This is a genomic window from Micromonospora sp. NPDC049204 (assembly GCF_040647935.1).
Classification (GTDB): domain Bacteria; phylum Actinomycetota; class Actinomycetes; order Mycobacteriales; family Micromonosporaceae; genus Micromonospora.
This window is the reverse complement of record NZ_JBEZDC010000006.1, coordinates 244,936-263,479: the sequence shown is the minus strand read 5'-3', so window position 1 is coordinate 263,479 and position 18,544 is coordinate 244,936. Positions and strand designations below refer to the sequence as shown.

Genomic DNA, 18,544 nt, shown 5'->3' with positions numbered 1-18,544 from the left:
ATTGTGCCCTGGCTGTCCGTGGTCGAAGCTGGCCAGCGGGGGAAGTCGGGCGGGGGGCCCGGCGCGGGAGGGGTGACCATGGCGGGCGAGGTCGGCTCGGGTGCGGTGCGCGAATTGATCCTGGTGGTCGCGCTCGCGCTCGCCGGTCTGTTGCTCGCCATGGTCGCGGCCTTCGCACCCTGGCACGCCACCTCGGCGGGTAACGCTCCCGGCAGCCTGGTGGAGCTGCGCAGCCCCGACGACCCGGGCCTCGGCCCGGTGGTCGCACACGTGGGCTGACCAGTGGCCGGTGGGCCGGCGCGGGCCAGCGGTGTGGTCGGCTCGGCGGGGCGCCGACCCGACCACACCGCCTCCGCCGCTTTCAGGTGGTGGGGGCGCGGTCGGTCGAGTTGTGGGTGAGCAGATTGGCCAGGGTGGTGCTGTCGACCACCGTGGCGATCGCCCCGTGCACCGCCAGCCAGACGTCGGTCAGCCCGGCGGCCACTCCGTGGTAGCCGGCGCGCTCGGCCGGCAGTCCGCGCACCGTGGTGAGCGAACCGCCGACCGCGCGCAACACGTCGCCCACGGTGATCTCGTCGGCTGGGCGGGTGAGGGCGTACCCGCCGTCGGCGCCGCGGTGACTGTGCAGCAGACCCGCTCGGCGCAGGTCGAGCAGGATGCCCTGGAGAAAGCTGAGCGGGATGTCCTGCACCTCGGCCAGGCTGGCCGCCTTGACCAACTCGCCGCCGCCGCCACCGGCGGCGACGGCGAGCATCGCCCGGAGCGCGTAGTCGCTGCGCGCGGAGACGTACACCGCTCAGTTGCCCGCCTGGTCGAGCACGCCCCAGCGCCGCCGGATCGCCTTGTCCGCCGCGCCGAACGCGGCGTCCACGACCAGGCCGACGACCAGAATCACGATCATCGTGGAGAGCAGCCAGGGCGCGTCGGACAACTCGCGGGAGTAGGTGAGCTGGGCGCCGAGCGACGTCTGTGAGATGCCGACCACGAGCAGTTCACCGGCCATCAGGCTGCGCCAGGAGAAGGCCCACCCCTGCTTCAGACCGGCGACGATCGCCGGCAGGGCGGCCGGCGCGATGACGTACCGGTAGAGGTTGAGCCCTCGGGCGCCCAGGTTGCGGCCGGCGCGCTTGAGCAGTGGCGGTACGTAGTCCACGCCGGAGATCACCCCGTTGGCGATGGACGGCGCGGCACCGAGCACCACCACGAAGAAGATCGCCTTCTCGCTCAGCTCGAACAGCAGGATGGCCAGCGGGAACCAGGCGATCGACGGCATGGTCTGCAACGCGGTGATCATCGAGCCGATGGCGGCCCGGAGCACCTTGGACTGGGCCACCGCCAGGCCCAGCAGCAGGCCGACGGCGACCGAGAAGACGTATCCGAGGGCGGCCCGGCGGAGCGTGGTGACCAGGCCCTCCCAGAGCTGGGGACCCTGGGCCTGCTCCACCAGCTCGCGGCCCACCTCCAGCGGACCGGGCAGCGAGTACGGCGGCTTCCAGCCCGACCAGACCACGAGCTGCCACGCCAGGATGGCGATGGCCAGCGCCGCCAACTTGGGCCAGGTGGCCGCCCAGAAGCGCGCGCCCCGGGAGACCTCCTTGTCCCGGCCGGCGATCTCCAGCGCGTCCAGACCGGAGATCTCCGCGTCGGTACGCGCCGAGCTGGTGAGGGTGTCATTGGCCATGGCGGCCCACCTCCGTACGGAGCCGCTCGGTGACCTCGGCGGCGATGGCGGCGACCTCGGGGGAGTCGATCCGACGAGGGCGCGGGATGTTCACCTCGGTGGAGTAGATGATCCGACCGGGACGGCTGGAGAGCAGGATGATCCGGTCGGCCAGTCGGGCGGCCTCGCGGACGTTGTGCGTCACGAAGAGCACCGACAGCTTGCGCTCGGACCAGATCCGTTCCAGCTCGTCGTGCAGGATGTCCCGGGTCATCGCGTCCAGCGCGCCGAACGGCTCGTCCATCAGCAGCACCGGGGTGTCCAGGGCCAGCGTGCGGGCCAGCGCGACTCGTTGCCGCATGCCTCCGGAGAGTTCGTGGGGGCGCTTGCGGCCGAAGTCGGCCAGGTGCACCGTACGCAGCAGCTCGGCCACCCGCTCGCGGCGTTGGGCCCGGGGGAGCCGGCGCAGCTTCAGCGGCACCTCCACGTTGGCGTCGACGGTCAGCCACGGAAAGAGCGCCGGCTCCTGGAACATCAGGCCCGGGTTGACCCCACCGGCCAGAGTGATCTGCCCACCGCTGACCCGGTCCAGCCCGGCCACCAGGTTGAGCAGGGTGCTCTTGCCGCAGCCGGACGCGCCGACCAGACAGACGAACTCGCCGGGCGCGACGTCCAACGACACCCCGTCCAGGGCCAGGACGGCGTTCGGCCCGCGTCCGTACACCTTGGTCACCCCGGAGAGCGCGACCGCGGTGGTCGCGCTCTGCGGCGTCGTCGTGGTCGACGTCATGGCTGGGTGACCTCGGGCTTGCCGGCCGCCTTGAGGGCGTTGTTGAGGTACTTGAGGTCGTACAGGCCCTTGAGGTCGACCGGTTCGGTCAGCTTGACCTCGACGGCGTGGTCGAGGCCCGCCTTCAAAGACGTGGGGATCGGGTCGTTGGTGAACTCCAACGTCGGCCACGCCTGCTTGATCAGCTTCAGGTCCAGCGGCTTGCCGGTGATCTTGCCGATCGCGTCGGAGATGGCCTGCTGGGCCTCCTCGGGCTTGCTGTTGACGAACTCGTTCGCGGCCACCTGGCCGTCAACCAGCTTCTGCACCACGTCCGGATGCGCCTTCAGGAACTTCGTGCTGACCAGCAGGTTGGTGATGACGAACTTCTTGTCCGGCCACAGGTCGCGCTCGTCGACAAGCACCTTGCCGCCGGCGTTCAGGAGTTGCGAGACGAACGGCTCGGGCACCCAGGCGCCGTCGATCGCGCCGCTTCGGAACGTCTCCAGGGTCTGTGCGTTCTGCTGCGGCACGATCTTGACGTCGCCGCCACCCTCCTTGGTGGTGGTCAGACCCTGCTGCTTGAGCCAGTAACGGACCGCCACGTCCTGGGTGTTGCCCAGCTGCGGGGTGGAGATCTTCTTGCCCTTCAGGTCCTGCGCGCCCGTGATGCCGGGCTTGACCACCAGCGCCACGCCGCCGGAGGCCGCGCCGGAGATGACCCGGACGGCCTCGCCCTTGGACTTGGAGAAGGCGTTCACCGTCGGGTTCGGACCGATGTAGGTGGCATCCAGCGCGCCGGAGAAGATCGCCTCGATGGCCTCCGGACCGGCGTTGAAGGTCTTCGGATCCAACTTGACGTCGGCGCCGAGCTTCTCGGCGAAGATGCCCTTCTCCACCCCGACGACCGCCGGTGCGTGGGTGATGTTGGGGAAGTAGCCGAGACGTAGGGTCACCGGGCCGCCAGAGGCGCCACCGGAGCCGTCGCTGTCGTTGCCGCACGCGGCGGCGCTGCCCACAGTCGCCGCCCCGAGGGCGGCAAGGGTGGCCAGGGTGACCAACCGGCGCAAGGGGTGCCGTCTCATCGTCCATCCAATCCGCAGTATTCCTACTTAGTTGGTAGGAAGAGTGGGCCAGGCCGTGGTCAGCGTCAAGACTCATCCACATGCCGGGAAGGTGCGTCTCGCCTATGTCGGTATTTCCTACCAGCTTGCTAGGGTACGGCGCCCGGCAACTGTCAGAGAGGCGACTGTGCGATGACCTTCCACTGGTTCCTGCCCACCTCCGGCGACGGCGACCAGGTCGGTGCCGCCACCGTCACGGCGGGTGCCGCCCGACACGACCGCGCCGCCACGGTGGCGTACCTGGCCGAGGTCGGCCGGGCCGCCGAGGCGCACGGCTTCACCGCCGTCCTCACGCCCGTGGGCGCCGGCTGCCCCGACCCGTGGATCGTCTGCGCGGCGATCGCCCAGCACACCGAGCGGCTCGGCATGCTGGTCGCGGTCCGGGCCGGCTTCGCGCTGCCCACCCTGATCGCCCAGCAGGCCGAGGCGTTCCAGGCCGTCTCCGGTGGTCGGCTGTCGCTCAACATCGTGACCGGCGGCGACCCGGCCGAGCAGCGGGCGTACGGCGACTTCCTCGGGCACGACGACCGCTACGCGCGTACCGGTGAGTTCATCGAGGTGCTCCGCCGCGCCTGGGCCGGACGGCCCTTCGACTACACCGGCACGCACTACCGGGTCGAGGGCGGCGGCCTGGCCACCCCACTGGCCGAGCCGCCGCCGGTCTACTTCGGCGGCGCGTCCCCGGCCGCCGAGACGGTGGCCGCCCGACAGGCCGACGTCTACCTGATGTGGGGTGAGCCGCAGGCGTCGATCGCGGCCCGGGTCACCCGCGTCCGGGCGCTCGCCGCCGAACACGGTCGTACCCTGCGCACGGGACTGCGACTGCACGTCATCGCCCGGCCCACAAGCGCCGAGGCCTGGGCGGAGGCCGACCGGCTGCTGGCCGGGATGAGCCCGGAGCGGATCGTCGCCGCCCAGGCCAGATTCCGCCGGATGGACTCGGTCGGACAGGCCCGGATGGCCGCGCTCAACGCCGGTCGCACCGACGGTCTCACCGTCGCACCGAACCTGTGGGCAGGTGTCGGCCTCGTCCGCGAGGGTGCCGGCACCGCGCTGGTCGGCAGCTACGCCGAGGTCGCGGCCCGGATCGACGAGTACGCCGCGCTCGGCGTCGACGAGTTCATCCTCTCCGGCTGGCCGCACCGGGAGGAGGCCGAGCGGGTCGGCGCCGAGGTGCTGCCCCTCGTCACCGCCCCGGTTTCGGCGGCTCCGCTGAGGTCGCGGGTGGTGGGGGTGTCGACGCGCTAGGGTCGACTCCGTGCCTGCGCGGAGATCCAGAATTCCAGCGACGAAGTATCCGGTCGAGCGGTTCACCCTCGACAACGGCCTGCGGGTGGTGCTCACCCCTGATCGCAGCGCCCCGGTGATCGGGGTGGCGGTGGTCTACGACGTCGGCATCCGTTCGGAACCGGAGGGACGTACCGGCTTCGCCCACCTCTTCGAGCACCTGATGTTCCAGGGCTCGGAAAATCTGGAGAAGCTGGCCCACTTCCGGCACGTGCAGGGGGCGGGTGGGACGTTCAACGGCTCCACCCACCTGGACTACACCGACTACTTCGAGACGCTGCCGAGCAACGCGCTGGAACGCGCGCTGTTCCTGGAGGCGGACCGGATGCGCGGCCCCCGGCTGACCGAGGAGAACCTGCGCAACCAGGTCGACGTGGTCAAGGAGGAGATCCGGGTCAACGTCCTCAACCGACCGTACGGCGGTTTCCCCTGGTTGACCCTGCCGCCGGTCATGTTCGACACCTTCCCGAACGCGCACGACGGCTACGGCTCCTTCGACGACCTGGAGTCGGCGACCGTCGCCGACGCCGCGGACTTCTTCCGCCGCTACTACGCCAGCGGCAACGCGGTCCTCGCGGTCAGCGGGGACATCGACGTGGCCGAGGCGACCGAGCTGGTCAACAGGCACTTCGGTGACGTGCCGGCCCGCCCGGCACCGGTTCGGCCCGACTTCACCGAGCCCGACCTGACCGCCGAGCGGCGCACCTCGTACACCGATGCCCTGGCGCCGCTTCCGGCGGTCGCCGGGGCCTGGCGGGTGCCCGACCCGATCACCGATTTCGCCGGCTACCTGCCCTACGTGGTGTTGGCCGAGGTGCTCACCGACGGTGACGCGTCGCGGCTCGTCGAGCGCCTGGTACAGCGGGACCGCACGGTGACCAGCCTCGGCGGATACCTCGGCTTCATGGGCGATCCCTTCGATGTCCGCGATCCCACGGCGTTGCTGTTGCAGGCGCACCTGCCGCCCGGGGGCGACGTGGACAAGGTGCTGCGCACCATCGACGAGGAGTTGGACCGGCTGGCCACCGACGGGCTGACCGACGGTGAGCTGGACCGCACCCAGGCCCGGATGGCGACGCACCTGCTGCGCGACACCGACGCGGTGCTCGGCCGGGCGCTGCGGATGGCCGTGCTGGAGCAGCAACGCGGCGAACCGGGCCTGCTCAACGAGCTGCCCCGGCTGGTCGGCGAGGTCACCGAGGAGCAGGTCCGGGCCGCCGCGGCCACCGTGCGCCCGGAACGCCGCGCCGCGATCGAGGTCATTGCCGGAGGTGCCCGATGACGGCTGCTACTGCTACCACCACCGCTCCCGCCGGGCCGCGTACGCTGCCTCCGCTCGGCCCGACCCGCAAGCTCAAGGTGCCCAAGCAGGCCGAGCGCACGCTGCGCAACGGCCTCACGGTGATCGCCGTACGCCGGCCCGCCGTGCCGCTCGTCGAGTTGCGGCTCTGGGTGCCGTTCGGCCGGGTCCACCTGGCCCGCGGCGCGATGCTCTCGCAGACCATGCTGTCCGGCACCGAGTCGATGACGAGTGTGCAGATCGCCGCGGAGTTGCAGAAGGTGGGCGGCGGGCTCTCCGCGGGCGTCGACCCGGACCGGCTGATGCTCTCCGGCGCGGGCCTGGTCACCGGCCTGGACCGGATGCTGGAACTGCTGGCCGAGGTGCTGACCGGCGCCAGCTACCCGGGCGACGAGGTGGCCACCGAACGGGACCGGCTCGTCGACCGGATCCAGGTGGCGCAGAGCCAACCGTCGCACCTGGCCCGGGAGGCGCTGCTGAAGCGGATCTACGGCCGGCACCCGTACGCGACGCAGACCCCGGAGCCCGGCCAGATCCGCGCCGTTCGGCCGGCGGCGCTGCGCACCCTGCACGGCGAGCGGGTCCACCCGGCCGGCGCGCAGTTGGTGCTGGTCGGCGACGTGCAGCCGGAGAAGGCCCTGGACGCGGCCGAGCGGGCGCTCGGCGACTGGGCCGGCGCCGGGCGGGTCGCGGAGTTGCCGGCGACGCCGCCGCTGGAGCCGGGGCCGCTGTTGCTCGTCGACCGACCCGGATCGGTGCAGTCCTCGTTGCGGATCGCGCTTCCGGCGGTGTCCCGCACCGATCCGGACCACGCTCCGCTGCAACTGGCCAACCTGATCTTCGGCGGCTACTTCTCCTCCCGTTGGGTGGAGAACATCCGCGAGGACAAGGGCTACACGTACGGCCCGCACTCGGGGATCGAGCACTCCGTGGCCGGGTCGGTGCTTGTCGCCTCCGCCGAGGTGGCCACCGAGGTCACCGGGCCGGCGTTGCTGGAGACGACGTACGAGCTGGGTCGGCTGGCGTCGCTGCCGCCGAAGCCCGATGAGTTGGAGCAGGCCCGTCAGTACGCCCTGGGCACCCTTCAGCTCGGCATGTCCACCCAGGCGGGACTGGCCGCGTTGACGAGCGCGTACGCCGGCAACGGCCTGCGCCTGGACTTCCTCGCCGAGTACTCGGCCAGGTTGGCGAAGGCGAGCATCGACGATGTCGCGCGGGCGGCGGCCCGGTACCTGGCACCGGCCCGGGCGGCGGTCGTGGTGCTCGGCGACGCCGAGCGGGTCACGCCGGGGCTGGCCGCGCTCACCACGATCCGTACCGAGTCGGTGTCGTGAGCGAGCGTGGTGAGCGAACCCTGAGGCTCAGCAGCGGGCCGTCTCGCGCCGGCGCGGAGCGTAGCGGAGCGCGGGCGTGAGCGGGGAGGCCGCGCCGCCGTTGGCCCGGTCCACCCTGGATCGGGCGGCACACCGGCGGGGCGACTCGCAGTGGTTGACCGAGGCGTGGCTACGCGCCCGGGTGTTGGTGCTCGACTCGTCCGCCGAGGGCCGCACGCTGGCCCGCGCCGACACGTCCCCGCCGGCGCTCGTGCTGCTCGCCGCGGCCGACGTACCGGCCGGGTCGGAGTCGACGGCGATGTTCCTCGGTGTCGAGCCGGACGGGGTGCCGGTCTTCGCGGTCGACGCACCGCTGCCGGAGCTGCCGGGGACCCGGGCGGTCAACCTGCGCGAGGTGGGTCACCTGCTCGCCGACCGGGAGGCCGGTATCTTCACGACCGCGCTGGCCCTGACCAACTGGCACAGCCGGCACGGCTACTCGTCGAGCACCGGGGCACCGACCGCCATGGACGAGGCGGGCTGGTCCCGGGTGGACCGCAACGGTGGGCGGATCTGGCCGCGCACCGACCCGGCGATGATCGTGCTGGTGCACGACGGCGTGGACGGCCCGGACGGGCGCTGCCTGCTCGGCAACAACGCCGGCTGGGCGGGCACCCCGGACGGGCGGCGCTACTCGTGTCTGGCCGGCTACGTCGAGCCGGGCGAGTCGGCGGAGGCCGCCGTGCTGCGCGAGGTCCGCGAGGAGGTGGGCATCGGGATCGAGCGCATCGGGTACGTGGGCAGTCAGGCCTGGCCGTTCCCCGGCTCGCTGATGTTGGGCTTCCTGGCCACGGCCGACCCGACCGATCCGGTGCGGGTCGATCCGTCCGAGATCGCGTATGCGAGGTGGTTCACGCGCCGGGAGATCGGGGCGGCGCTGGCCGGGCAGACCGTCGACGTGGGTGACGGGGCTCGGTTGATCCTGCCCCCACCGTCGTCGATTGCGCTGTTCCTCATCCACCGTTGGCTGGACGGTTGGGTGGACGCCGACCGGTGAGCACGGTCCCGGCCTGTGGCCGCCGTTGCCGCGGCGGTCACAGGCCGGGAACACGGGCCGTCGTGGTCGGCGGTGCGTAGAACGCGGCGGGGGAGCCGGTCCGACCACGACGGACGTCTGAGTCAGGTGCTGGTGCGGTTGGATCTGTTGCGGAAGGCGGGGCGGGGCTCGCTCAGCGGCAGGACCTTGACCCGTTGCCGGCCGGCGCGGACCGCGCCGACCGCGGCCAGGGCGCGAGCCAGCAGCAGTGCGGCGTCCCGGTCCTCGGCGTGCACGATCTGCCGTCGCGGCTCGGGCGCGGTCGTCTCGTCGCGAAGTCGGTGGCCGTCCGCCCAGGCGGCGGCGATGTCCCCGTCGGCGACGGCGCGGATGTCGGTGCGAACGATCAGGAACCGCATGAGGGTCTCCGGATGAACCGCGACGGAAGAGCCAGTGTGGAAGTTCCACGAACTCGATGGCCATGTTACGCCGCGTGAACATCCCGGCAACGCAAACTCGCCTATTGATTCTGAGCCTCGTCCGATCATCCGATGCCTGCTCAGCGGGCTTGCGCCCGGAACGCGACGGGGCCGCCGGCAGTGTGCCGACGGCCCCGCCCCGGTCACCGGGTCAGTTCAGATCGAACTGGCCGCCCTTCGCTCCGGCGATGAAGCCGAGCCATCCGGCCCGATTGAACAGCAGCACCGGGCCGCCTCGGTCCTTGCTGTCGCGCAGCGCGACAGCGGGCCGGCCGGTGCCCAGGGGGGCGACCTCGACGCAGTTGGAGGTCTGGCTTCGTGTGCTGGTACGCCACGGGGCGTCCGCCAACGAGCGGGCGGAGACGGACGGCGTGTTGCGGATGTCGTTCATGGTTCTGCTCCTGGTGTGAACCGATCCGATGGGACGAGTGGTGTCGCACGTCCCGACGGATGGGCCCCCGTGGATCACCGTTCCGTCAGCCGCCCCGAGTCCCTGCGGCGTTGGGTCGGCGCCGTTGCCGGCCCGAACGCCACTGTGGATGGGGGCACCGCCTCGGTCAGCCGTCCCGTCGACTCGATCAGCCAGGAGAGGGTTTCCGAGGCGGTTAGTGCCGCCGTGCATAGCCACTCGAACACTACTTTATAGCTATTTAGTGGGATTACCTCGGTCGACATGACGTCGGTGAACCCCCCTTCGATGGCCAATGTCTCCGGATCGAGCGGATCGGCGAACCGGTAGACGGAGAACGCGGTCGGCGGCAGGTACCAGTTGCCGACCGGGGTGTCCCGCAACAGGACGTGCAGCGTCACGTTGGGCAGCAGGGCCAGCTCGCAGAGCTGGACCAGTTGCTCGTGCAGCACCTCGGGTGGTCCGGCCCGGTTACCGAGGGCCGCCTCCTCCAGGACCGCGGTGTAGCGCGGCGCGTGCGGCTCCCGGGTCAGCAGCGACTGGCGGGCCATTCGCGCCTGCACCTCGGTGTCGAGGTCGTCGCCCGGCTCCGGTTCACCGGCGCCCGCGCTCACCTCGCGGGCCGAGACGAGCCGCACCTTGGCGTACCCGGGGGTCTGCAACAGGCCCGGCACCAACACCGGGTTGTACTCGGAGATCTCCGCGCAGCCCGCCTCCAGCTCGGCCCAGCTACGCTGCTGCTGCGTCATGACCGGGAAGTTCTTCAACCAGCCCCGCATGTCGCCGGCCTCGCCGGCGATGCCGAGCAGCTCCGCGTGGGTTGCCTCGTCGGCCCCGTACAGGGCCAGCAGTACGCCGACGTCCTGCGGGTCCGGTCGGCTGCGGCCGTTCTCCAGGCGGGACAGTTTGGACGCCGACGCCCAACCGATCCTCTCGATGACCTGATCGCCGGTGAGCCCCGCGGTCTCGCGCAGGCGGCGCAGTTCCAGGCCCAACCGTCGGCGACGCATTATCGGGCTGGGTGCGGCAGGAGGCACAGTGTCCTCTTTCCCGTCGACCGCCGCAGACGCGACGGTAACTGTATGAAATTCGCCCCCCACGGCCAGTATGGACGGCGCGACCGGCGTCGGAGGTTCCGACGGGGGCGTGTCTGACAAAAATGGACCACAGGAATGCCGGATGACGACGGACCTGCGGTCGCAGCCCCGTCGACCACGCCCACCCGGGCACGCCATCCCGCCGGAGGGACCCATGCGCACCGTCCTGCGCCGCCCCGACTTCCGTCTGCTCTTCGGCGGTCTGCTGGCCAGCATGACCGCCGAGTCGATCCTGCTGCTCGCGCTCGCGATCTGGGTCAAGGACCTGACCGGCTCCAACGGGCTCGCCGGCGGCACCATCTTCGCCGTCGTCGCCCCGATGACGCTGGCACCGGTGATCGGCTGGTTCGTCGACCGCTACCCACGCCGGCCGTTCTTCGTCGCCGCCAACGTGGTCACCGCCGTGGTGCTCACCCCCCTGTTCACCGTCGCGGACGCGGGTGACGTCTGGGTCGTCTACCTGGTGGCGGCCCTGTACGGGTTGTCGTCGATCACCCTCGGCGCGGCGCTCAGCGGGCTCATCCGGGAGTTGGTGCCGGTCGAGTTGCTCGCGGAGGCGAACGGCGTGCTGCAGACCGTACGGCAGGGGATGCGGTTGATCGGTCCGCTGGCCGGCGCGGCGCTCTACGCGGCGCTCGGCGGGTGGGCGTTGGCCGGGATCGGCATGGTCGGATTTCTGACCGCGGCGGCGGTGGTGACCGCGCTACCCACCCCGCAACAGGCGCCCTCGCCCACGCGATTGCGCTGGCCGGCCGAGTTGGGCGCCGGCCTGCGGCATTTGGCCGGCGAGCCAGCCCTGCGTCGGGCGCTGCTCGGCTACGGGCTCGGGTCACTGGTGATGGGCTTCAGCGAGTCGCTCATCTTCGCGTACGTCGACCAGGGGCTCAACCGCGACGCCGCGTTCGTGGGTGTGCTGGTCACCGTGCAGGGCGTCGGCGGGCTACTCGGTGGACTCTGCTCACCGGCGCTGGTCCGCCGGTTCGGAGAGGTCGGCACCCTGGCCGCCGGGGTGGCCTTCTTCTCGCCAGCCGCGTTCGTGCTCGCGTACCCCGATCTTCGGCTCGCCTTCGCGGCCGTGCTGCTGGCCGGCGTCTCCCTGCCCCTGACGATGGTGGGTCTGCACACGCTGATCCAGCGCCGGACCCCGCCGGCGCTTGTCGGTCGGGTCGCCGCGGCCACCCAGGCGGTGGTCAGCGGGCCGCAGGCGTTCTCCATCGGGGCGGGCGCGTTGCTCGTCGGTTTCGTGGACTACCGGATGCTGTTCGTGCTGGTGGGGATGGCCGCACTGGCGGCCGGCAGTTACCTCTGGCGGGGTCGGCACCTGAGCGCCCCGCCCGGCACCCGCCCACCCACGCCGCCGACCCGTCCGACCGGCCCGAGGGTCCCGGCGCCCCGGGGACCGGTCGAGGACGCCGCGCGGCCGGTGTCGACGGGCACCCGCCGGCGACCGCCCGGGTGACGGATACCGGACACGAACGAGCGGCCGCCCCGACTGGGGCGACCGCTCGTTCCGAAAGCGACCCGGCCGATCAGGCGTCGAGGGTCTCCAGGTGTTGCTTGACCTGGGTGATCGAGGGGTTCGTCAGGGCGCTGCCGTCGGCGAAGCGCAGCGTCGGCACCGTCTGGTTGCCGCCGTTGACGCTCATCACGAACTCCGCAGCCTTCGGGTCCTGCTCGATGTCGACCACCTCGTACCCGATGCCCTCCCGGTCGAGCTGCGACTTCAGGCGGTGGCAGTAGCCGCACCAGGGGGTGGAATACATCGTCAGCATCCTCGGATCCTCCAACTCCTCCGGCCGCGGCTTGCGGATCAAGCCGAGGCTGTTCGCTGCAACGCTGGGAGGAGCTGAGATGATTCCTGGTTGTGGTGGTTCACTCAGCGTCGGAACGGGTGCTCGCCGGGCTGGACCCGGAGCAACGCTCCGCCGTGACCGCACCCGCCGGCCCGGTCTGCATCCTGGCCGGCGCCGGCACCGGCAAGACCCGGGCGATCACCTCCCGGATCGCCCATCGGGTGCTCTCCGGCGAGATCTCCCCCCGGCACGTGCTCGCGGTCACCTTCACCGCCCGGGCCGCCGCCGAGATGCGGAGCCGGCTCACCGTGCTCGGGGTGGGCGGTGTGCAGGCGCGCACGTTCCACGCCGCCGCGCTGCGCCAGGTGCGGTACTTCGCGCCTCGGCTGCTGTCCGGCCGGGCCATGCCCGAGCTGCTGGACAGCAAGGTGCGGCTGGTCACCCTCGCCGCCGCCCGGGTCGGCCTGCGCACCGACCGGGCCGCGGCGCGGGACCTGGCCGGTGAGATCGAGTGGGCGAAGTCGTCGTTGGTAGAGCCGACGGACTACGTGGTGTCCGCGGCCCGGGCGCTGCGCGACACACCGCACGAACCGGCGAAGGTCGCCGACGTGTTCACCGCGTACGAGCAGCTCAAACGGTCGAACGGGGTGATCGACTTCGAGGACATGCTGCGGGCCGCGGTGTGGGGGATCGAGGAGCACTCGGACGTCGGCGAGCAGGTCCGCACCCAGTACCGGCACTTCGTGGTCGACGAGTACCAGGACGTCAACCCCCTCCAGCAGCGCCTGCTCGACGCCTGGCTGGCCGGCCGCAACGACCTCACCGTGGTCGGCGACGCCAGCCAGACGATCTACTCGTTCACCGGGGCGACCTCGGCGTACCTGGTCGACTTCCCCCGCCGGCACCGGGGCGCCACGGTGGTCCGGCTGGTCCGCGACTACCGGTCCACCCCGCAGGTGGTCGGGCTGGCCAACGCGGTGATCGCCCAGGCCAGGGGCACCGAGGCGCGGCTGCGGCTGGAGTTGAGCGGGCAACGCCCACCCGGGCCGGAACCGGACCTGCGGATCTTCACCGACGAGCCGGCCGAGGCCAACGCGGTGGCCGCGCGCTGCCGGTCCCTCATCGATTCGGGTACGCCGGCGAAGGAGATCGCCGTGCTGTTCCGGGTCAACGCGCAGTCCGAGGCGTACGAGAAGGCGCTCACCGAGGCCGAGGTGCCGTACGTCGTGCAGGGCGCGGAGCGGTTCTTCGAACGGACCGAGGTGCGCCAGGCGATGGTCGCGTTGCGGTCGGCCACCCGGTCGATCCCCGGGGAGACACCGCTGCCGACCGCCGTCGTCGAGGCGCTCACCGCGGTCGGCTGGGCCCCGGACGCGCCCCCGGCCGGCGGCGCCGCCCGCGAGCGGTGGGAGGCGCTGTCCGCGCTGGTCCAGCTCTCCGAGGAGTACGCGGCCACCCCCGAGGTGGTGCCGATCGGCGAGGCCGCGTCGGTGGAACGCCCCGTCACCCTCACCGACTTCACCGAGGAGTTGGCCCGGCGGGCCGCCCAGCAGCACGTACCGACGGTGGACGGGGTGACCCTCGCCTCGTTGCACTCGGCCAAGGGTCTGGAGTGGGACGCGGTCTTCCTGGTCGGCCTCGCCGAGGGCACGCTGCCGACCACGTACGCCAAGACCGTCGAGCAGGTCGAGGAGGAACGCCGGCTGCTCTACGTCGGCATCACCCGCGCGCGGCAGTGGCTCTGGCTGTCGTACGCCGCCGCGCGCTCACCGGGCGGACGAGCCCGGCGGCCGTCGCGGTTCCTGCCCCAACTGGACCGCTCGGGCGGCACCGAACGGGCGACCGCCGGCACCGGTCCGGCCCGCCGTCCCGAGCGGCGGCGCACCCAGATCGTCTCCTGCCGGATCTGCGGCGCAACCCTGCTCGCCGGCCCGGACCGCAAGCTCGGCCGCTGCCCCACCTGCCCGTCCGACATCGACGAGGAGCTGCACGAGCGGCTGCGCGAGTGGCGGCAGCGGGTGGCCGGGGCGCAGAAGGTCCCGGCGTACGTGGTCTTCACCGACGCGACGCTTGTCGCGTTGGCCGAGCGGCGGCCCGGCCGGCCCGAGGAGTTGATCGCCATCGCCGGTATCGGCCCCCGCAAGCTGGGCCTTTATGGGGAATCGGTGCTGGCCCTCGTGGACGGTGCCGGGGTGGACGACGTCTGCCCGGAGAAAACTTTCGAAATCCAGTCGTAAATTCGTTTGCCCTCGCCCCGGCGCGAGGAATAGCCTCAGGACACACCACGCGAGCGGCGCCATTCCGGCTGCTCACGGGGGTTGGTTCAGTCGATTCGAGGAACGTGAGGGAGGTGGCACCCGTGAAGATCTTCACCTATGAGCGTCTGACGGCGATGCCGTCTGTCCACGCTCCGCTGTCGGCTGTCCGGGTGGCCCTTGCGGCTGCACGGCCGTCGGTTCCGCAGGTGCACCAGGTTCAGGCCGAGCTGATCCTGACCGTCGCACCAGTCGGAGTCGAGGGGACCAGTGGGTCCACTGGCAATGGCATCCAGGTCGCCATGAAGCGCACGGATGTCCGCGGCGTTCCGCCTCGAGGTAAACCGGTCTGACCATCAGACACCGGCTCACCTCGAGGCCGCGGAACCCGCTTACCGGGATCCGCGGCCTCAGTTTTTTGCCCGTCTTCAGTACGTCGGAATGCGATCCATGAGATCGAAGTGAGAGAGAGGTGAGCGGGAGATGAGTCTGGCGTTGGCCCCCCTCGACGTGAGCGTCGAGATGGAGGCGAACCTGCCCTGCCGGAAGTTCGACCCCGACCTGTGGTTCTCCGACTCGCCTGCCGAGCTCGAGCTGGCCAAGTCGCTCTGCGGGGACTGCCCGCTGCGCGTCGAGTGCCTGGCCGGGGCGGTGGAGCGTGCGGAACCGTGGGGCGTCTGGGGCGGCGAGATCTTCGAGCGTGGCGCGGTTGTTCCGCGTAAGCGGCCCCGTGGCCGTCCGCGCAAGGAGGACGTCGCGCGTGACGCCGAGCTTCGGGTCGAGGCCGAGGCGCGCCTGGCGGCCAGTGGGCTGTCCGAGGTGCGTGGCGCGGTCCGGCTGGCAGCCTGACATGTTCCCGACCCGTACCAACTACGCCGGTGGCACACCGGCAGTGAGCGAGATGACGATGTTCAACCTTTCGACCGGAGCCTTCGAGATGCAACTACTCCACCAAGCGTTGTCCAGGGCTCGAACGCGTCGGCCTCAGGCCGGTCGTACCACCACGCGCACTGAGGCAACCCGATCCGCCCGTACCGTCGCTATGAACAGCCGCAACCAGACGGCTCGCGACCTGGGCGTTCTCTAGTACCACCCCGATGCGAGGAAGGGCGGGTGCCGACCGGCACCCGCCCTTTTCGACGTGCGTGGTCAGGCGACCGGGGCGAAACCGGGCAGCCAGCGTTCCAGGATGCTGCGGTACGGGGCCTTCGCCTCCAACTGGCAGAGGACCCCGATCGAGCCGAGCGTCACCCGGTGGATCAGCAGGTACGACGGCGGCAGGTTGAGCTGCCTGCTCAGCTGGTAGGTGGGGGAGCGGGGGCTGGCGAGTCGGCCCGCCTCGCCCCGCAGCCAGGCCCGGGTGAACCGGAACCCGTCGGCCGCGATGGGCTCCAGCATCGGGCGGACGAAGTCGAGCACCCCCTCGGCGTCGATCTCCTCGGTGGCGCCGATGAAGCCCTCCGACCGCAGCCCGGCCACCACCTCGTCGGCGTCACCGCGCAGGGCCAGCGCGGCGATGCGACCGATCGGCTCCGGCGTGCCCTCGGGCATCCGGGCCACCGCGCCGAAGTCGATCACCCCGAGTCGGCCGTCCGGCAGCATCCGGAAGTTTCCCGGGTGCGGGTCGGCGTGCAGCAGCCCGGCCCGCTGCGGCGCGGAAAGGTGCAGGGTGGCCATCAACCGGCCCGCCTCGTCCCGCTCCTCCTCGGTGCCCTCGCGGATGATGTCGGCCAGCGGAGTGCCCGTCACCCACTCGGTGACCAGCACCCGGGGTGCCGCGTTGATCACCTTCGGGATGTAGATCTCCGGGTCGTCGGCGTACGCCTCGGCGAAGGCGCGCTGCGACTCGGCCTCCAACTCGTAGTCCAGTTCCTCGGTGATCCGCTCCCGCAACTCGACAAGGAGTGGCTTGACGTCCAGGCCGGGCTGGATGGCCCGGAACATCCCGCCCAGGCGGGAGAGCTGCTTCAGGTCGGAGAGCAGCGCCTCGCCGGCCCCCGGATACTGGATCTTGACAGCCACGTCGCGGCTGTTCGGCGCGCCCGACTCGTCGAACCCCGGCTCACGCCACCGCGCCCGGTGCACCTGGCCGATGCTGGCCGCGGCCGCCGGGACGTCGTTGAACTCGACGAACCGGTCCCGCCAGGCCGGGCCGAGCTGCTCGGCCAGCACCTTGTGCACGCTGGCGACCGGCAGCGGGGGCGCCGCCTCCTGGAGCTTGGTCAGCGCCTGGCGATACGGCGCGGCGATCTCCTCCGGCAACGCGGCCTCGAAGACCGACAACGCCTGGCCGAACTTCATCGCCCCGCCCTTGAGCTGGCCCAACACGCTGAACAGCTGCTCGGCGGTGCGCTGCTGGATCTCCGCGGAGATCACGTCGGAGGCGAGCCCGGTGACGCGCTTTCCCATGCCGAGAACGGTCCGGCCGGCGAAGCCGAGCGGCAGGGCGGCGAGCTTGGCGGTGCGGGACACGGCGCGGCGCGGGATGTCGGTCACTCGGCCATTGTTACCGACCGGAGGGCTTCGCTGCTGCTCTGCGGCCGGGCTGGTGCGGACACTCGCCCACCAGAGCACTCACACGCCGGGTGTGGCGGCCAGCCTCGACGTCGGAAACGACCCGCACCAGTGATCTCCATGGCTGCGCCCAGCGTCTCCGGCTGCCCGCCGTCGAGCTGTGTCAGGGCCTCGGCCAGCGCGTACCCGATGGCGGCGAGCAGCGTGCCGGTCGCGCCGGCGGCCACCGGGTCGGCCGCGGCGAGTTGGGCGGCGAGCCGCGGCCAGTCCGGGTCGCGGTCGGCCCGGTGCAGCTCGACGCAGTGCAGGCAGGGTCCGGCGGGCGGGCAGACCAGCGGCCCGATGACCGGTACGCCCTCGCGCAGGGTGACCAGCAGGTGTGGCTGTCGGCGCTGGGCGAGACCGGCGGCGAGCAGCGCGGGCGGCCGGTCCGTGCCGAGTTGGATCACCAGGTCCACCCGGCCGGCTCGGACCGGCTGGGTGTTGGTGCCCGGCGCGACGCGGTCGACCGCCGTCCGTACCGCCGACGCCAGCGGATGACCCAGCTCGGTGGCGGGAACGCCGGTGCCGACCAGGTCGACGGGGCGCACCGGGCCGGTGAGGAGGGGAACCACCTGCCCGACGCCGGCCTGCGCCAACGCCACCGTCAGCGGCCCGCCAAGCGCCCCGGCGCCGGTGAGCACGACTCGGGCGACCCGTCGTCGACGCAGGACCTGGGCGGGGGTGCCGGGTAGCCGAGCGGCGGCGAGGGCCAGCGCGCCGGCCTCCGCGGTGAGCCGGGCGCGGGCGGGGCCGGCCAGGTCACGGGGGAGCAGGCTGTGCGCGGGCACCAGCAGGCCGGCCGCACGCAGGGCGTCGAGCAGGGTACGCGCGTCGTCGTGGGTGACCTGCGCGGCGGCCGCCCGAGCCAGCACGGCGCGCTCGCTGTGGGTGCCGTCGAGCAGGTCGAGCAGACGGGCGGCACGCGGGTTGGCCAGCTCCAGCAGCACCGCCGGCCCGGGGCCGACGCCGAGCTGGAGGGTGTGGCGGTCTCGCCACAGCCGGTTGAGGCCGGGCAGCAACGTGGGGCGGGGCAGAACGGTGCGGCTCATGGTCACCAATCGTGAGCACTTCTTCGCGCTCGGTCGATCGTTGTCCACAGGCGCTCAGGCCGCTGTCCAGCGTTGTCCACAGGCTTTGCCGGGTTATCCACAGCCCGTCGACGGGGCTGTCGGCCACCCGACAGGGCACCGGCAACCCGGCGACCGGCAGAGACGGCAACGGGGCGGGGTGACCGTCGGCCACCCCGCCCCCGCCGCTCGTACGGGTCAGACCTTGGCCTTGCCCAGGATGCGGTTCACTGTTGTTCCGCATACCGGACACTTGCCCTTTGCCATGTTCATTCCGGTCTTCGAGACCTCGACGTGCCCCTCGAAGTCCCGCTTCTCCTTGCACTTCACGCAGTAACCGTTGTAGGTCGTCTGGGCCTGGTCGGCCACGGTGCCCTCCTCGTCTCGTCCGCCGGTCGA

The 18,544-nt window shown here is 71.7% G+C and carries 20 protein-coding genes; 9 read left to right on the top strand and 11 right to left on the bottom strand.

Annotated features, from left to right (window positions below; genetic code table 11):
- Positions 1-78 precede the first annotated feature (78 nt).
- Positions 79-279: a hypothetical protein gene (locus tag AB0A90_RS14575; RefSeq protein ID WP_357246772.1), complete on the top strand. Its 201-nt coding sequence runs from the start codon at positions 79-81 to the stop codon at positions 277-279.
- An 82-nt stretch (positions 280-361) separates the two neighbouring features.
- Here the strand turns inward: AB0A90_RS14575 and AB0A90_RS14570 are convergent, their stop codons facing one another.
- From AB0A90_RS14570 to AB0A90_RS14555, 4 genes are read right to left on the bottom strand one after another with little or no spacing between them, the layout of a single operon-like run.
- Positions 362-793 (bottom strand): Rrf2 family transcriptional regulator, encoded by a 432-nt coding sequence (locus AB0A90_RS14570; RefSeq protein ID WP_357246769.1) that lies wholly within the window; start codon positions 791-793, stop codon positions 362-364.
- A gap of 3 nt (positions 794-796) precedes the next feature.
- Entirely contained in the window at positions 797-1,681 is an 885-nt protein-coding gene (locus tag AB0A90_RS14565) for an ABC transporter permease (protein ID WP_357246766.1), read from the bottom strand.
- Positions 1,671-2,450: an ABC transporter ATP-binding protein gene (locus AB0A90_RS14560; protein WP_357246763.1), complete on the bottom strand. Its 780-nt coding sequence runs from the start codon at positions 2,448-2,450 to the stop codon at positions 1,671-1,673. Before AB0A90_RS14560 ends, AB0A90_RS14565 begins: the two co-directional genes overlap by 11 nt.
- Entirely contained in the window at positions 2,447-3,514 is a 1,068-nt protein-coding gene (locus AB0A90_RS14555) for an ABC transporter substrate-binding protein (RefSeq protein WP_357246760.1), read from the bottom strand. Before AB0A90_RS14555 ends, AB0A90_RS14560 begins: the two co-directional genes overlap by 4 nt.
- Positions 3,515-3,685: 171 nt before the next feature.
- Between AB0A90_RS14555 and AB0A90_RS14550 the strand changes: the two genes are divergently transcribed.
- From AB0A90_RS14550 to nudC, 4 genes are all read left to right on the top strand, one after another.
- Positions 3,686-4,801, top strand: a complete 1,116-nt coding sequence (locus AB0A90_RS14550; RefSeq protein ID WP_357246757.1) for an LLM class flavin-dependent oxidoreductase — start codon at positions 3,686-3,688, stop codon at positions 4,799-4,801.
- Between the two features lie 10 nt (positions 4,802-4,811).
- Positions 4,812-6,122: a pitrilysin family protein gene (locus AB0A90_RS14545; RefSeq protein ID WP_357246754.1), complete on the top strand. Its 1,311-nt coding sequence runs from the start codon at positions 4,812-4,814 to the stop codon at positions 6,120-6,122.
- A complete protein-coding gene (locus AB0A90_RS14540; RefSeq protein ID WP_357246752.1) occupies positions 6,119-7,474 on the top strand; it encodes a pitrilysin family protein in 1,356 nt (451 codons plus the stop codon). Before AB0A90_RS14545 ends, AB0A90_RS14540 begins: the two co-directional genes overlap by 4 nt.
- 76 nt (positions 7,475-7,550) lie before the next feature.
- Positions 7,551-8,510, top strand: a complete 960-nt coding sequence (nudC, locus tag AB0A90_RS14535; protein WP_357246749.1) for an NAD(+) diphosphatase — start codon at positions 7,551-7,553, stop codon at positions 8,508-8,510.
- A 122-nt stretch (positions 8,511-8,632) separates the two neighbouring features.
- On the opposite strand, the gene AB0A90_RS14530 is transcribed toward nudC, so the two are convergent.
- From AB0A90_RS14530 to AB0A90_RS14520, 3 genes are all read right to left on the bottom strand, one after another.
- Entirely contained in the window at positions 8,633-8,908 is a 276-nt protein-coding gene (locus AB0A90_RS14530) for a hypothetical protein (RefSeq protein ID WP_357246746.1), read from the bottom strand.
- Between the two features lie 211 nt (positions 8,909-9,119).
- A complete protein-coding gene (locus AB0A90_RS14525; RefSeq protein ID WP_357246744.1) occupies positions 9,120-9,359 on the bottom strand; it encodes a DUF397 domain-containing protein in 240 nt (79 codons plus the stop codon).
- A gap of 74 nt (positions 9,360-9,433) precedes the next feature.
- Positions 9,434-10,414, bottom strand: coding sequence for a helix-turn-helix transcriptional regulator (locus AB0A90_RS14520; RefSeq protein WP_357246741.1), 981 nt, complete (start codon positions 10,412-10,414; stop codon positions 9,434-9,436).
- Between the two features lie 214 nt (positions 10,415-10,628).
- Between AB0A90_RS14520 and AB0A90_RS14515 the strand changes: the two genes are divergently transcribed.
- The gene (locus tag AB0A90_RS14515) at positions 10,629-11,933 is read left to right on the top strand and encodes an MFS transporter (protein ID WP_357247172.1); all 1,305 of its coding nucleotides are present in this window, start codon (positions 10,629-10,631) and stop codon (positions 11,931-11,933) included.
- A 70-nt stretch (positions 11,934-12,003) separates the two neighbouring features.
- Here AB0A90_RS14515 and AB0A90_RS14510 read toward each other — a convergent pair whose 3' ends face one another.
- Positions 12,004-12,246 (bottom strand): mycoredoxin, encoded by a 243-nt coding sequence (locus tag AB0A90_RS14510; RefSeq protein WP_357066605.1) that lies wholly within the window; start codon positions 12,244-12,246, stop codon positions 12,004-12,006.
- Positions 12,247-12,338: 92 nt separating this feature from the next.
- Between AB0A90_RS14510 and AB0A90_RS14505 the strand changes: the two genes are divergently transcribed.
- The 3 genes from AB0A90_RS14505 (at position 12,339) to AB0A90_RS14495 (ending at position 15,371) form a co-directional block, all read left to right on the top strand.
- Positions 12,339-14,504 carry an ATP-dependent DNA helicase UvrD2 gene (locus AB0A90_RS14505; RefSeq protein WP_357246738.1) on the top strand — a complete coding sequence of 722 codons (2,166 nt, stop codon included), beginning with the start codon at positions 12,339-12,341 and terminating at the stop codon, positions 14,502-14,504.
- A 122-nt stretch (positions 14,505-14,626) separates the two neighbouring features.
- Positions 14,627-14,875: a hypothetical protein gene (locus tag AB0A90_RS14500; protein ID WP_357246735.1), complete on the top strand. Its 249-nt coding sequence runs from the start codon at positions 14,627-14,629 to the stop codon at positions 14,873-14,875.
- 130 nt (positions 14,876-15,005) lie between these two features.
- Entirely contained in the window at positions 15,006-15,371 is a 366-nt protein-coding gene (locus AB0A90_RS14495; protein WP_328420094.1) for a WhiB family transcriptional regulator, read from the top strand.
- 300 nt (positions 15,372-15,671) lie between these two features.
- Here AB0A90_RS14495 and AB0A90_RS14490 read toward each other — a convergent pair whose 3' ends face one another.
- The 3 genes from AB0A90_RS14490 to AB0A90_RS14480 form a co-directional block, all read right to left on the bottom strand.
- The gene (locus AB0A90_RS14490) at positions 15,672-17,018 is read right to left on the bottom strand and encodes an AarF/ABC1/UbiB kinase family protein (protein ID WP_357246733.1); all 1,347 of its coding nucleotides are present in this window, start codon (positions 17,016-17,018) and stop codon (positions 15,672-15,674) included.
- Entirely contained in the window at positions 17,015-18,127 is a 1,113-nt protein-coding gene (locus AB0A90_RS14485) for a hypothetical protein (protein ID WP_357246730.1), read from the bottom strand. The genes AB0A90_RS14490 and AB0A90_RS14485 overlap by 4 nt, the downstream gene beginning before the upstream one ends.
- Before the next feature lie 216 nt (positions 18,128-18,343).
- On the bottom strand, positions 18,344-18,514 hold the full coding sequence (locus AB0A90_RS14480; protein ID WP_167457767.1) for a DUF5679 domain-containing protein: 171 nt from the start codon (positions 18,512-18,514) through the stop codon (positions 18,344-18,346).
- Positions 18,515-18,544: the final 30 nt, after the last annotated feature.